Source organism: Halomonas chromatireducens (assembly GCF_001545155.1).
GTDB classification, from domain to species: Bacteria; Pseudomonadota; Gammaproteobacteria; order Pseudomonadales; family Halomonadaceae; genus Halomonas; species Halomonas chromatireducens.
In genome coordinates this window covers 454,239-467,851 of record NZ_CP014226.1, presented here as the reverse complement: position 1 = coordinate 467,851, position 13,613 = coordinate 454,239, and the positions used below count along the sequence as shown (strand labels likewise).

Here is a 13,613-nt window from a genome sequence, read left to right as displayed (position 1 = left end):
CGGCCTGGCCTATCGCAGCACCCCTTCTGCCTCGAGCAACTTGAGGATCGCCTCGGCCCCCTGCTCCGCCGACACGCCCTCCAGCACCTGGCCGCTGCCGCCCTCCGCCTTGGCGGCGGCGGCCTTGAAACGATCCCTTGCCGAAGCGGCCTTGACGATCTTCAACCGCTTGGGGCGCTTGCGAGCCGGGGCCAACTGCCACTGGGCAAGTTCCCGGTCGGGTTCGGCGGCCACCGGGGTGGCATCAAGCTCGGCCCGTCGAGCCGGGCCGAACGCGCTCTGGCGCGCCGCCGGCGCCGCCCCATCCACGCTGACGATGGCCGGCAGGCGCACCTTGAGGCGCCGTCGTTGGCCCCGCGGGAGGGCCTGCAGCACCGTCGCCACGCCATTCTCGACCTTCTCCACCGCGGCCAGCCCATTGACCAGGGGCCAGCCCAGGCGCTCGGCCAGGGCATAGGGCAGGAGCCCCGAGCCCTCGCCTCGCTCCGCCCGGGCCCCGGTGATCACCAGCTGCGGCGGTGCTTCGGCCAGGTGCCGGACCAGCGCCGGGATGGCATCGCTCTCCTCGGCCTGCTCCAGCAGGGTCAGGGTGTCCAGCCCCGTGCCAGCGCCTGCGGCGATGCCTAGATAGCCGCGCAGCGCCGCTTCGCTTTCTTCGCTGCGCGGGCCGGCATGCAGCAGTCTCACCCGGCTGCCGGACAACTGGCGTTCCAGGCCCAGGGCCAGCTCCAGCCCCCGGGCATCCTGATCGGCGCGACGGGACCGCCCGGTAATGGGGTGGCGGCCCACCGAGACCAGTACCGCCACCTCGATTCCCTTCTGCTCAGGCCGCATCGCTCTGCCCTCCTCGCTGTTGCTCCACCATAGCTACCAAGGCGGCAAGGATCTCGGTGCTATCACCGATCACTGCCAGGTCAGCGCGCTTGATCATGTCGCATCCAGGATCGAGATTGATGGCCACCACCTTGTCGCAGCTCTGGATGCCCTGTAGATGCTGGATAGCCCCACTGATGCCCACCGCCAGATAGACCCGGGCGGTAACCCAGGTGCCGGTGGCCCCCACCTGGCGGTCGCGTGCCATGAAACCGTCGTCCACGGCCACCCGGGAGGCCCCTTCCGTGGCCCCCAGCACCTTGGCAGCGTGGTGGAAACCCTCCCAATTCTTGACCCCATTGCCAGCGGACATAATGAACTCGGCTTCGGCCAGGGCCACGCCGGCCGGGTCGACGGCGACCTGCCCCAGGTCCTCGATCCGCGACAGGGTCGCAGGCGGCTCGATGCTGAGCGCCAGCCGCTCGGCGCCATGCCGGGTCTCGTCCACCGGTTCGGCACACTCGGCCAGCGCCAGCGTGACCCGCGGCAGCGGGCGCTGGATATCCAGGCTCCCCGCCGCACCACGAGCGGTACAGCGCCAGCCAAGGGGGGCGGCGCCATCGGCCTCGATCTGCCAGACGCCGGTGGCGGCACGCTCGCCACTCCCCTCACTCAGGCGCAGCGCCAGGCGCCGCCCCAGATCGGCCCCGCCCAGGGGGGAGTCGGGCAGCAGCCAGTGACGCGGCGCCAGCTCCCGCTCCACGGCACAGAGCGCCGCCAGCCGCGCCTCTGGGGCGAAACCGGCGTAGGCGTCACCATTGACGTGAAGCAGTCGATCGATGCCCGCCTCGCCAAAGGCATCTTCCTTATGCTCGCCAAATACCACGGCCAACACGGCGCCGGGACGGTCGGCGTCGGCATCCGCCAATTGCCGGGCCAGGCCCAGCAGGTCCTTGTCATGGCCGGATAGCCGCCCGCCTGGCATATCCGGCACCACCGTCACCAGGAAGGCGGGATCCTCGATGATGACATCACGACGGCTATCCTGGGCTGCCTGGCGGGCCGCGCCCGTCGCCTGGTTACCCTGCTGGGCACCGCTGCGGTCGATGCGCTTGACGCCATTGGGGCCGATAAAGCCGATGGCACGAGGATTCTTGCGTATCACTCCGTTGGGGCCCAGCCACTCGCTGATGGCGCCCCCCTCCTGCTCGGCCAGTGCTGCGGCGTGCTCGGGATGCAGACGATTGCGGGCGATCCACTCGCGACGTGGATCGCGGCGACGAATCTCGCTCATCAGGTCACCTCCTCGGCGGTCGTCTTGTTGGCGGCGGCATCGACCACTTTGACGGCAGGACGCGCCACCAGGGCATCGGCCACCAGCTCGGCGATATCACGCACTTCCGCCGAGGCATCCACCACACCCTCCAGCATGGCGGTACACTGGGGGCAGCCCACCGCCACCAGCTCGGCACCGGTCTGCTTGACGTCGTTCATGCGCATATCGGGAATCCGCCGCTCGCCGGGTATATCGGTGATGGGGGCGCCACCGCCACCGCCGCAGCAGCGCGACCGGTAGCCGGAGCGCTCCATCTCCTTGACCTCTATGCCCAACGCCTTTAGCACGTTGCGCGGTGCTTCGTACTCGCCGTTGTAGCGGCCCAGATAGCAGGGGTCATGGTAGGTGACCTTGCCGCCCTTCCAGGGTGCGAAGTGCAGGCGCCCCGCCTCGAACAGTTCGGCGATATAGGTACTGTGGTGGCGTACCTCATAGCGGTCCGGCGATCCGGGGCCGCCCAGCTCGCCGTACTCGTTACCCAGCACATGGAAACTGTGGGGATCACAGGTGACGATGCGCTGGAAGCGGTACTTCGCGAGGGTGGCGATATTGCGCCTGGCCAGGGACTGGAAGGTCGCCTCGTCGCCCAGGCGACGCGCCACGTCGCCGCTGTCGCGCTCTTCAACGCCGAGCACCGCGAACTCCACCTCAGCGGCCCGCAGCACCTTGACCAGGGCTCGCAGGGTGCGTTGGTTACGCATATCGAAGGCGCCGTCGCCCAACCACAGCAGCACATCGGCCTGCTTGACGTCCGCCATCAGCGGCAGGTTGAGATCCGCCGCCCAGTGCAGCCGCGAGCCGGGGTCGAAGCCGCCAGGGTTATCGGTGGCGATCAGGTTATCGAGCACCTCGGCACCCTTGTTGGGCGTATTGCCGTGCTCCAGGGTCAGGAAGCGACGCATGTCGACGACGGCATCCACGTGCTCGATCATCATCGGGCACTCCTCGACGCAGGCACGGCAGGTGGTGCAGGACCACAGGGTCTCGGCGTCCACCAGGGCCTTGCCACTCTTCATCGAGTCAGGCGCCACGATGGGCCCATGGGGAGAACCAAAATGCTCGCCCACCGGCTTGCCCCCAGGCCCTTGCGAAGGGTGGGGAGAGCCGGCATAGGCCGCGTCGCTTCCCCCGGCCAGGCCGACGACCATGTCCTGGATCAGCTTCTTGGGATTGAGCGGCTGGCCGGCGGCAAATGCCGGGCAAACCGCCTCGCAGCGCCCGCACTGAACGCAGGCATCGAAGCCGAGCAGCTGGTTCCAGGTGAAGTCGCTGGGCGTCTCGACCCCCAGCTTGGCGCCGGGATCGTCCAGGTTCAGCGCCTTGAGGCCGGTTGAGCGCCCCTCTCCTCCCGACTTGGTGGAGAAGCGCTCCGGGCGGCGATGGAAGGCTAGGTGCAGGGCGCCGGCGAAGGCGTGCTTCATGGGCCCGCCCCAGGTCATGCCGAAGAACATCTCGCCCAGGCCCCAGACCAACACCGCGCTCAGTACCAGCGCCAGGAACCAGCTGCCAGCGTCTTGCGGTAGCACGCCAACCGTCGGCAGGGTGATCAGGAAGACGCTTACCGAGAACGCCATCAGGCTCTTCGGCAGCCGCATCCAAGGCCCCTTGGAGAGCCGTGCGGGCGGATTACGCCGCCGCTTGGCGACGAACAGGCTGCCAACGAACATCACCGCACTGGCGGCCAGCAGCAGCCCGCCCAGCACCGGGTTGGCGAGTCCGAAGCCATGCACCAGGATCATCAGCACGGCGGCGGCCACGAAGCCACCGGCGGTGGCCACGTGGGTATTGGACATCACTTTATCGCGCCCGACCACATGGTGGAGGTCCACCAGGTAGCGGCGCGGCATGGCAGCAAGCCCGCGGAGCAGGTCGACCTCGGCGGGCCGCCCCTGACGCCACAGGCGGATACGCCGCCAGGCGCCGACCACCGCCAGCGCCAGGGCGGCGAAGATCAGAATCGGCAGGAGCGTCTCGAGCATGGTGCTCACCTCATCGATAGTGGTATAGCCAGGGTTAACGTCCGACATAACGGCTATTCACCGCCTTCGCATGCGCCGGCATTGCCGTCCGAGGGCCATCCTCAAGCGCGCCACGCATTCGCTGTGCCGAGTCTCGACTGGCAACCTGCGGTCACGGCGTGGAAGGGCCATCCCTGGCCCCCACGCCTCTGCCGAATCCCTTCGGCAGAACCGCGTTGCGGCGTCTCGACTCGGGCGAATTGCTGAAGGCGCAGCTTGCGCATGCCCTCGGCCTGGAGCGGACCTCTGGCGGTTAAAAATCCTTGCAGATCCGCAGGGCGTCGTAGATGGCCGCATGGGTATTACGCGGCGCCGTGCAGTCGCCCAGGCGGAACAGCAGGAAGCCGTCCCCCGCCTCGCTCAGGCAGGGCTGGGGCTGGATGGCGTAGAGCGCCTCCAGGTCCACCTGGCCCTTGTTGCGGGACTGGTCCTTGAGGGCGTAGTACAGCGCCTCATCGGGACGCACGCCGTTCTCCACCACCACCTGGTCGACCACCCGCTCCTCCAGGGCCCCGGTGTACTCGTTCTCGAGCACCGCCACCAGGCCGTCGCCCTCACGGTAGACCTTGTGCAGCATCAGGTCGGAGGTCATAATCACCTCCTTCTCGTAGAGGCTGCGGTAGTAGGTCGGGAAGGTGGTGCCGCCCACCGCCGCGCCCGGCTTGATATCGTCGGTGACGATCTCCACCTTGGCGCCCTTGTCGGCAAGAAAATCCGCCACCGAAACCCCCGAGAACTCACAGATCGCGTCATACACCAGCACGTTCTTGCCCGGGGCCACCTTGCCCGAAAGGATGTCCCAGCTACTCACCACCAAGCTCTCCTCGGGGTTTTCGGCGTAGCCCCACTCGGGATACTGATCCATGAACGGCTGACCGCCGGTGGCCAGCACCACGATATCGGGTCGCAGATCCTGGATCGTGGCCTCATCGGCACGGGTGCCAAGGCGCAGGTCGACCTTGAGCCGCGCAAGCTCCAGCTGGTACCAGCGGGTAATGCCGGCAATCTGATCGCGCTGCGGGGCCTGGGCGGCGATGGTGATCTGCCCGCCCAGGGCCTCGGCGGCCTCGAAGAGAGTGACGTCGTGGCCGCGCTCGGCCGCCACCTTGGCCGCCTCCATGCCCCCGGGGCCGCCGCCCACCACCACCACGCGGCGCTTGGGGCCTTCGCTCTTCTCGATGATATGCGGCAGGCCCATGTATTCGCGGGACGTCGCGGCGTTCTGGATGCACAGCACGTCCAGGCCCTGGTATTGGCGGTCGATGCAGTAGTTGGCGCCCACGCACTGCTTGATCTGGTCGACCTGGCCCATCTTGATCTTGGCGATCAGGTGCGGGTCGGCGATATGCGCCCGGGTCATGCCCACCAGGTCCACATAGCCACCCTCGAGGATACGCTGTGCCTGGTTAGGGTCCTTGATGTTCTGGGCGTGGATCACCGGCACGCTGACCACTTCCTTGATGCCCGCCGCCAGGTGCAGGAAGGGCTCAGGCGGGTAGGACATGTTGGGAATGACGTTGGCCAGGGTGTTGTGGGTGTCGCAGCCGGAGCCGATCACGCCGAAGAAGTCCACCATGCCGGTAGCATCGTAGTAGGCGGCGATCTGCTTCATGTCGTCATGGGAGAGGCCGTCCGGGTGGAATTCGTCGCCGCAGATGCGCATGCCGACAACGAAGTCGTCGCCGACCTCGGCGCGCACCGCCTTGAGCACTTCCATGCCGAAGCGCATGCGGTTCTCGAAGCTGCCGCCCCACTGGTCCTCGCGCTTGTTGACCCGCGGGCTCCAGAACTGGTCGATCAGGTGCTGGTGTACGGCAGAGAGCTCGACGCCGTCGAGGCCCCCTTCCTTGGCCCGGCGCGCAGCCTGGGCGAAATCACCGATGATGCGCCGGATCTCCTCCTCCTCGATGGTCTTGCAGGTGGAGCGGTGTACAGGCTCGCGAATACCCGAAGGCGATACCAGTGTCGGCCAGTCGAAACCGTCCCAGCGTGAGCGGCGTCCCATGTGGGTAATCTGGATCATGATCTTGCCGCCGTGATGATGCACGGCATCGGCGAGGTTCTGGAAGTGAGGAATGATCCGGTCGGTGGAGAGATTCACCGAGCTCCACCAACCCTGGGGGCTATCGATGGAGACCACCGAGGAGCCGCCGCAGATGCTCAGGCCGCAGCCGCCCTTGGCCTTCTCCTCGTAGTACTTGACGTAGCGGTCGGTGGTCATGCCGCCGTCGGTGGCATGCACCTCGGCGTGTGCAGTGCTGACGACCCGGTTACGGATGGTGAGCTTGCCGATCTGGATCGGCTCGAAGAGTGCCTCGAATGCCATGGATATCTCTCCTCGTCGCCGGGATTAGTGGGCGGCGCCGGTCAGCGGTTTGGTCTCGAAATAGCCCACGTCGCAGCCTTCCTCGGCCGCACTCTGGGTCTGCTCGGCGACGGTGCGCAGGCTGTTGCCGCGTGCCGCCAGGATCTGGTCCATGGCGCCAGCGAACCAGCCGGTGAACATGTACTCAACCTTGCGCCCCACCTTGCCCAACTGGTAGACGAAGGCGCTGTGCTCCAGGCGCACCCGGCAGGTTCCCGCCTCGAGGTCGATCGCCTCGGTGATGAACTTGCCCCAGCCACGCTGCGAAAGCCGCGTCATATAGTGATCGAACACCGCCTCGCCCTCGAGGCCATGGCATTCGGCCTCCTTCTCGCACCAGTGCCAGGCACTCTTGTAGCCGGCGTGGTATAGGATCTCGGCGTACGTCTCTGCACCCAGGGCCTTCTCGACGGCGACATGGTTGTTGATGAAGAAGTGGCGCGGCACATAGAGCATCGGCAGGGCATCGCTGGTCCAGACGCCGGTCTCGCTATCCACTTCGATGGGCAGTTCGGGGGCCATCTTGGTCACGGTCTTGTTCCTCGAAATCGTTGTTATGCAAGGTGAGCGGCGCCGGGGATAGGTCGTAGAGGGGGTCTTTTGCCATGGATGGCAAAAGTAGCGCCCAGGGAAGGGTTTACAGCGCCCCCTCATAGACCTATCGCCGGTTAAGCCGCGTCTTCGGGCCGGCGCTCCTTGCTATAGGGCTATCTCAGCCGCCCCAGACATCCTTCAGTACACGCACCCAGTTTTCGCCCATGATCTTGCGCGTCTGGGACTCGCTGAAGCCGCGGCGCAGCAGCGCTTCGGTGAGGTTGGGGAACTCACCGATGGTACGGATGCCCTCTGGGTTGACGATCTTGCCAAAGCGGGTCAGACGGCGGGCATAGCCCTTGTCGTGGGTCAGCCACTCGAAGAAGTCCTGGCCGTGGCCCTGGGTGAAGTCGGTGCCAATGCCGATGGCATCCTCGCCGACGATGTTCATGACGTACTCGATGGCCTCGACGTAGTCATCGACAGTGGCATCGACGCCGGCGCGCAGAAAGGGGGTGAACATGGTCACGCCAACGAAGCCGCCGTGATCGGCAATGAAGCGCAGCTCCTCGTCGGACTTGTTGCGGGGGTGTTCCTTGAGGCCCGAGGGCAGGCAGTGGGAGTAGCAGACCGGCTTCTGCGACTCGAGGATCACCTCCTCGGAGGTCGTCGAACCAACGTGGGAGAGGTCGCACATGATGCCGACCCGATTCATCTCGGCGACGATCTCGCGACCGAAGCCGGAGAGTCCGCCATCACGCTCGTAGCAGCCGGTGCCCACCAGATTCTGGGTGTTGTAGCACATCTGCACGATCCCCACGCCGAGCTGCTTGAAGATCTCCACGTAGCCGATCTGATCCTCGAAGGCATGGGCGTTCTGGAAACCGTAGATGATGCCGGTCTTGCCCTCCTCCTTGGCGCGACTGATGTCGACGGTAGTGCGCACCGGGCGCACCAGGTCACTGCAATCCGCCATCAGTTGGTTGGACTTGACGATGTTGTCGACGGTGGCCTGGAAGCCCTCCCACACCGAGACGGTACAGTTGGCCGCCGTCAGGCCACCGCGGCGCATGTCCTCGAACAGCTCACGGTTCCATTTGGCGATGATGAGGCCATCGATGACGATGGCGTCCTGGTGCAGCTCGTGGGGGCTCATGACCGAATCTCCGTGTTGTCGTTGCCTGCCGGCAGCATAGCGCCGGCAAGCTATCTACACGGAGGCTGGAAGCGACGGGGAGAATTCCAATTGCGTCACGCCTGTCGTAAAGGCGACATCTCCCCGGCTATTTGGTGACCGTTACGCTGGCATAGGTGGGCTCCCCCCGTGCCTGGTCAAGCGCGACCAGGGCGCTGGAAACCGGCTCACCGGATATCACCTCGAAGGCAGCATCCTTGAAAAGGGCGTCGACCTGCAGGCGCGCAACCGGCTGGAGGTTGCCAATGCGCTCATCCCTGGGAGGAAAACCGAAGAACTCGCGGTAGCACTTCGAGAAGTGGGGGGTCGAGACGAAGCCACAGGCCGATGCCACCTCGATGATCGACATCGATGTCTGCTTGAGCAACTGACGGGCACGGGTCAGGCGAAGCTTGAGGTAATAGCGGGAAGGCGAACAGTCAAGGTTCTTCTGGAACAGCCGCTCGAGCTGACGCCGGGAGATACCGACATAGCAGGCCAGTTCGTCGAGCCCTATGGGCTCTTCCAGATTGGCCTCCATCAGTGCCACGCTCTCGAGCAGCTTGGGTTGCGTGGTACCCAGCACATGAAGCAGGGGGATGCGCTGCTGATCCTGCTCGTTGCGCACGCGCTCGCAGATGAACATCTCGGAGATACCGGCAGACAGCTCCCGGCCATGATCCTTGGCGATCAGGTTGAGCATCATGTCCAGTGGCGCGGTGCCTCCGGAGGAGGTGGCACGGTCACGGTCGATACAGAACAGCCGTGTGGTCAGCTCGACACGGGGAAAGGCCTCACGCATCGCGGCCATGCATTCCCAGTGGGTACTGACGTCGTAGCCATCGAGCAGGCCGGCCTTGGCCAATGCCCAACTGCCGGTACAGATTGCGCCGAGACGACGGGATAGTCGGGCCTGGCCCTGCAGCCAGGCGACATGCTCCCGCTGCACGCTACGATGGGGACCGACGCCGCCACAGACCACCACCATATCCAGCGTCAGCGGAGTCCGCAGGGAGACGTCAGGCGTCACCTTGAGTCCATCGCTGGCGCTGACGGGTTTGCCATCGGCGGTGAGTGTGTACCAGCGATAGAGTTCATGACCGGCCAACTGGTTGGCCATGCGCAGGGGTTCGATGGCAGAGGCCAGCGAGATCAAGGTGAAATTATCCAACAGCAGAAACCCGATGGCCTGGGTCTTGATCCCGTTGCCCTTGGTCTGCAGGCTCCTGAATCCGTCAGGATCCTTGCGTGATGCGTTCGTCATGGTAACTCTCCCCAGCGGCTCAGGTGTGACACTTATGGCCACCCCACAGTCCGATTCCTATTTGCAGTGCTTGTCCACGCGCGACATCCTGTCGCATATCGGCATGTTTTTCACTTTATCGAATCACGAGCTTGATCGCTTATCGTATTTTTCTCTATGTGCGCACCTTTCCCATTGAGTGACACAATCGAGGAGAGCACTGGCTCCCACACCAACGCCACGGGTTATGATAGGGAGAAGGTTCTACAATGGAGCACCCATGCCCTCCGCACTGCCCCTGCCGCTTTCAACACCCAGCCGCAACCTGGTCCGACTGACCATCGTACGCGGTATCACCTGGACCGGTTTCCTGGCCGCGGTGATCATCGGCGTTGAGCTGCTTCACTTCGAACTGAAGGTGGTTGCAGTCATCGGGGTTATTGTTGCCATGGGGCTCATCAACCTCTTCACTTGGTGGCGACTCGGCCGTCAATGGGTCGTCAGTCACTCTGAATATGTACTGCACCTACTCGCTGATGTCCTGGGCCTGACGTTGCTGTTCTACCTCACCGGTGGCTCCACCAACCCCTTCATCAATTACTACCTGATCCCAGTAACCATCGCCGCCGCCACGCTGCCCTGGCGCTATGCCTGGCTAATCGCCTCTGCGGCCATGGCCTCCTACACGATGCTGATGTTCGATTACTATCCCGTGCCACAGCTGACCCATCACTATGATGACGAAGCCATCGACCTCCACGTGCTGGGAATGTGGCTGAATTTTGCCCTTTCCGCCGGTCTCGTCACCTTCTTCATCTACAAGATGGCCCACGCCCTGCGGAGCCGAGAACAGGCGCTATCACGCACGCGGGAAGCAGCCCTGCGCAACGAGCAGGTCGTGGCGGTGGCCACCCAGGCCGCGGGAACCGCTCATGAACTGGGCACACCACTATCGACCATGGCCGTTCTATTGAGCGAGATGCGCGAAGAAGTCCGTGGCGACAGGGGGCTGGAAAAGGATGTCGACCTGCTGCGTCAGCAGGTCGATATCTGCAAGGAAAGACTGCGCCACCTGGTGCAGAGTGCTGACCGAGGCCGGATGGCAAAACCCCAGGTGTGCGATGCGCGCGAGTGGCTGGCCAGCGTCGTACAACGCTGGCTGGTGTTGCGACCCGACGTCAGCCATCGGCTGGACATTGGCAGCCAGAGCAACACGCCCTGGCTCAAGGTGGACGCCACGCTTGAACAGGCCATCACCAACCTGCTCAACAATGCCGCGGATGCCAATCCGGACAACATCAGCATCCGGCTCGACTGGTCCGCCAAAGAGGTGGTAATCGATATCCGCGACCATGGCCCCGGGGTCGCCCTGGAAATTGCCGACCAGCTCGGCGAGACCTTCGTCTCGACCAAGAGCAAGGGCCTTGGAATCGGCCTCTTTCTCACCCACGCGACCATCAACCGATTCGGCGGCGGCGTTAGCCTGTATAATCATCCTGACGGGGGAACGCTGACCGAAGTGACCCTGCCGCCCAGTGAGCCCTGACCGGGCGGTATCCCTTACGAACGAAGCGCCGAGGTTGCCATGCAAGACGCCGACACACGCCTGCTGATCATCGACGACGACGAAATGTTCTGCCATGTCCTATCGCGCGCCATGACCCGGCGTGGTTTCGACGTCATCGTGGCACACGATGCAGAACAAGCGATTACCCTGGCTCGGCGCCACCGCCCGGCTTTCGCCACGCTGGATCTCAAGTTGGAACAGAGTTCTGGCCTCAAGCTGCTCCCGGAGCTGCTCGACGTGCTGCCCAGTTGTCGTATCGTGGTATTGACCGGCTACTCCAGCATCGCCACCGCCGTCGAAGCGATCAAGCTCGGTGCCGTCAACTACCTGTGCAAGCCGGCGGATGCCGAGGAGATCCTCATCGCCCTTGGCCGCGAGCAGGGCGACCCAGACGCGGAATTGGCCGTCACCCCTCCCTCAATCAACCGCATCGCCTGGGAACACATTCAAAAAGTACTGCAGGAACATGACGGCAACATATCCGCAACTGCCAGAGCCCTGGGCATGCACCGTCGAACCCTGCAGCGCAAGCTGCAGAAACGGCCGGTGCGGCGGTAAATCCCGCAGAAAGCGTGCTTACGTCTCGCCGTCGACGCTCATCACCTTGTCCATCATTCGCTGTGCCAGCCGACTCGCCTCCTGCAGAGAGTCGAGGTCCGAAAGGTCGTCCATGAGTTCGCAGCGCCACAACCAGAGCGTCTGACCCAGCCGCTCCGCCACAAAAGGATAACGCCCCGACGGCAATGCGAACTGACGACGGGTTCCTGGCTCGGGCGATGGGGCGTTTTCTTCGGCCGGTACCAGCGCCAGCGAAAGCGACACCGGTGTGACCAGAGCACCAGCCAGAAAGTGCTCTTCTCCGTCGCCTGGAGAATCCTTCGATAGCGCCTGGAAACACAACGCATCTACAGTCAGCCGCGGATTGTATTGGGGCGATGCCTTCAGGCTTCGGCCCTGCTGCTGCTGCCAAGCGGCAGCCAAATCGCGAAGACGCTCGTACTGCTCGGGGGTCAGGGCCTGCATTGGCGCTCCTTCTCAGCTAGTTGATCGTGCCATTCGGCTCGGCAGGAAATTACAACGGCTGCTATTCTGGCAGTTCCAACTGCGACGAGGAATGCTCATGCTTCCCCAGGACCGCCTCGAGCTGGCAGTGTCGATCGCAACCCAGGCCGGAGAGCACATCATCGCGGCTCGCCAGGGCCAAGCATTCAACCAGCGCTACAAGAAGGGACAGGAACTCGTCACGAATGTCGATCTTGAGGTCGACACACTGATCAGCGAGCGGCTGGAGGCCGCATTGCCGGACGAGTCACGGCTCAGCGAAGAACTGGCGCCGGATCACAAGGTAATGGCCACGGCAGAAGCCCTCTGGGTCGTGGACCCCATCGACGGAACGGTGAATTTCGCCCATGGTCTTCATCATGTCGGCGTCTCCATCGCCTGGGTCAGCGAGGGCAGGACCCGGCTCGGCGTGGTCCACGCCCCCTTCCTGGGAGAAACCTACACCGCCCTGTATGGCCAGGGTGCCTGGTGCAACGGCAAGCCCATCCATGCCAGTCGTCGCTCCAACCTGGAGCACTGCCTGGTCGCCACCGGCTTTCCCTATCGGCGCGATAGTCGCCCTCCCCTGATGCGCCGTCTGATGGCAATTCTTCAGCACTGTCAGGACGTGCGCCGCAACGGCTCGGCGGCACTGGACCTCTGCGACGTCGCCTGCGGCCGGCTTGACGCCTACTACGAAAGCGTCTCGCCCTGGGACTTCGCCGCCGGTCTGCTGATCGCCCGCGAGGCCGGCGCCAGGGGCGGTCATCTCTACCCTTGCCCGAAGGGTATCCCCGAAGACCTCTACGGCGAAAACCTGCTGGTCAGCGCACCGGAGATCCATGCGGAACTCGCCGACCTGCTTCGCGCCGCCGATGACAATGAGCTGATGCAATACTGAGGCTGTCCGACGCCCAGCAACACCATTGGCAAAAGGCTACCTGATTACGACTCAGCTGACGCCTGGCGGGGGCCGCGACGTCGGTGGTTATCGCAGACATCGGCAACACCACCGGGAGGCCTTCGGCCTCCAGTCGTGAGCTGAAGCTACTCTTACAGCGGCGTGGCAACGTTGGCGGAGAACATCGCCAAGGATAGGCAACAGCAATAGTCCTGGGCAATGCCTTGGCTAGCGGGTCGCTATTGGCGCCCAAAGAGGTCATCGGTCACAATAGCGCCAACATTATTCAGGAGTGCTCCTATGTTCGTCGTGATTTTCGGCCGTCCCGGCTGCCCCTTCTGCGTTCGTGCCCAGGCGCTTGCCGAGCGGCTGGAAGCGTCCGGTGCCATCGAGGGCCACCGCTACGTCGATATCCTGGTAGAAGGCATCAGCAAGGCCGACATGGAGAAGACCATCGGCAAGCCGGTCACGACCGTGCCGCAGATATTCGTCGACCAGTCCCACGTGGGTGGCTTTACTGAGTTCGACCAGTATGTGCGTGAGCACGACCTCTTGTCGCAAACCAGTAACGGCTGACAGCCAATCCTCGGGGAGCAGACTGCTCAGCTCCCCATAGCGTCC

12 protein-coding genes are annotated in these 13,613 nt (G+C 64.2%); 4 read left to right on the top strand and 8 right to left on the bottom strand.

Features of this window, described 5'->3' with window-relative positions; all coding sequences use genetic code 11:
• Positions 1-9: 9 nt before the first annotated feature.
• The 7 genes from etfB to gbdR form a co-directional block, all read right to left on the bottom strand.
• Positions 10-834 (bottom strand): electron transfer flavoprotein subunit beta, encoded by an 825-nt coding sequence (gene etfB, locus LOKO_RS02255; RefSeq protein ID WP_066444516.1) that lies wholly within the window; start codon positions 832-834, stop codon positions 10-12.
• Complete coding sequence (gene etfA, locus LOKO_RS02250; RefSeq protein ID WP_066444514.1) at positions 824-2,107, bottom strand: electron transfer flavoprotein subunit alpha; 1,284 nt, start codon at positions 2,105-2,107, stop codon at positions 824-826. The genes etfB and etfA overlap by 11 nt, the downstream gene beginning before the upstream one ends.
• Positions 2,107-4,128, bottom strand: a complete 2,022-nt coding sequence (locus LOKO_RS02245; protein ID WP_066452177.1) for a (Fe-S)-binding protein — start codon at positions 4,126-4,128, stop codon at positions 2,107-2,109. The genes etfA and LOKO_RS02245 overlap by 1 nt, the downstream gene beginning before the upstream one ends.
• Positions 4,129-4,420: 292 nt before the next feature.
• Positions 4,421-6,493, bottom strand: a complete 2,073-nt coding sequence (dgcA, locus tag LOKO_RS02240) for a dimethylglycine demethylation protein DgcA (RefSeq protein ID WP_066444511.1) — start codon at positions 6,491-6,493, stop codon at positions 4,421-4,423.
• Between the two features lie 24 nt (positions 6,494-6,517).
• A complete protein-coding gene (locus LOKO_RS02235) occupies positions 6,518-7,063 on the bottom strand; it encodes a DUF5943 domain-containing protein (protein ID WP_066444505.1) in 546 nt (181 codons plus the stop codon).
• 181 nt (positions 7,064-7,244) lie between these two features.
• Complete coding sequence (locus LOKO_RS02230; protein WP_066444503.1) at positions 7,245-8,222, bottom strand: dipeptidase; 978 nt, start codon at positions 8,220-8,222, stop codon at positions 7,245-7,247.
• 127 nt (positions 8,223-8,349) lie between these two features.
• Positions 8,350-9,504 carry a choline metabolism transcriptional regulator GbdR gene (gene gbdR / locus LOKO_RS02225; protein ID WP_083517387.1) on the bottom strand — a complete coding sequence of 385 codons (1,155 nt, stop codon included), beginning with the start codon at positions 9,502-9,504 and terminating at the stop codon, positions 8,350-8,352.
• A 259-nt stretch (positions 9,505-9,763) separates the two neighbouring features.
• Between gbdR and LOKO_RS02220 the strand changes: the two genes are divergently transcribed.
• Both LOKO_RS02220 and LOKO_RS02215 read left to right on the top strand, forming a co-directional pair.
• The gene (locus tag LOKO_RS02220; protein WP_066444501.1) at positions 9,764-11,029 is read left to right on the top strand and encodes an ATP-binding protein; all 1,266 of its coding nucleotides are present in this window, start codon (positions 9,764-9,766) and stop codon (positions 11,027-11,029) included.
• 39 nt (positions 11,030-11,068) lie between these two features.
• Entirely contained in the window at positions 11,069-11,608 is a 540-nt protein-coding gene (locus LOKO_RS02215; RefSeq protein WP_066444499.1) for a response regulator transcription factor, read from the top strand.
• Positions 11,609-11,626: 18 nt separating this feature from the next.
• Here LOKO_RS02215 and hybE read toward each other — a convergent pair whose 3' ends face one another.
• Entirely contained in the window at positions 11,627-12,073 is a 447-nt protein-coding gene (gene hybE, locus LOKO_RS02210) for a [NiFe]-hydrogenase assembly chaperone HybE (protein WP_066444497.1), read from the bottom strand.
• Positions 12,074-12,170: 97 nt separating this feature from the next.
• Between hybE and LOKO_RS02205 the strand changes: the two genes are divergently transcribed.
• Complete coding sequence (locus LOKO_RS02205) at positions 12,171-12,992, top strand: inositol monophosphatase family protein (RefSeq protein ID WP_066444495.1); 822 nt, start codon at positions 12,171-12,173, stop codon at positions 12,990-12,992.
• A 300-nt stretch (positions 12,993-13,292) separates the two neighbouring features.
• The gene (locus tag LOKO_RS02200) at positions 13,293-13,568 is read left to right on the top strand and encodes a GrxA family glutaredoxin (RefSeq protein WP_066444494.1); all 276 of its coding nucleotides are present in this window, start codon (positions 13,293-13,295) and stop codon (positions 13,566-13,568) included.
• Positions 13,569-13,613: the final 45 nt, after the last annotated feature.

What these genes read in the sequence shown, in the direction of transcription:
- etfA (WP_066444514.1), bottom strand. Translation starts at nt 2,107, where the DNA reads ATGAGCGAGATTCGTCGCCGCGATCCACGTCGCGAGTGGATCGCCCGC.
- gbdR (WP_083517387.1), bottom strand. Translation starts at nt 9,504, where the DNA reads ATGACGAACGCATCACGCAAGGATCCTGACGGATTCAGGAGCCTGCAG.
- LOKO_RS02205 (WP_066444495.1), top strand. Translation starts at nt 12,171, where the DNA reads ATGCTTCCCCAGGACCGCCTCGAGCTGGCAGTGTCGATCGCAACCCAG.
- LOKO_RS02215 (WP_066444499.1), top strand. Translation starts at nt 11,069, where the DNA reads ATGCAAGACGCCGACACACGCCTGCTGATCATCGACGACGACGAAATG.
- dgcA (WP_066444511.1), bottom strand. Translation starts at nt 6,493, where the DNA reads ATGGCATTCGAGGCACTCTTCGAGCCGATCCAGATCGGCAAGCTCACC.
- LOKO_RS02230 (WP_066444503.1), bottom strand. Translation starts at nt 8,222, where the DNA reads ATGAGCCCCCACGAGCTGCACCAGGACGCCATCGTCATCGATGGCCTC.
- hybE (WP_066444497.1), bottom strand. Translation starts at nt 12,073, where the DNA reads ATGCAGGCCCTGACCCCCGAGCAGTACGAGCGTCTTCGCGATTTGGCT.
- etfB (WP_066444516.1), bottom strand. Translation starts at nt 834, where the DNA reads ATGCGGCCTGAGCAGAAGGGAATCGAGGTGGCGGTACTGGTCTCGGTG.
- LOKO_RS02220 (WP_066444501.1), top strand. Translation starts at nt 9,764, where the DNA reads ATGCCCTCCGCACTGCCCCTGCCGCTTTCAACACCCAGCCGCAACCTG.
- LOKO_RS02200 (WP_066444494.1), top strand. Translation starts at nt 13,293, where the DNA reads ATGTTCGTCGTGATTTTCGGCCGTCCCGGCTGCCCCTTCTGCGTTCGT.
- LOKO_RS02245 (WP_066452177.1), bottom strand. Translation starts at nt 4,128, where the DNA reads ATGCTCGAGACGCTCCTGCCGATTCTGATCTTCGCCGCCCTGGCGCTG.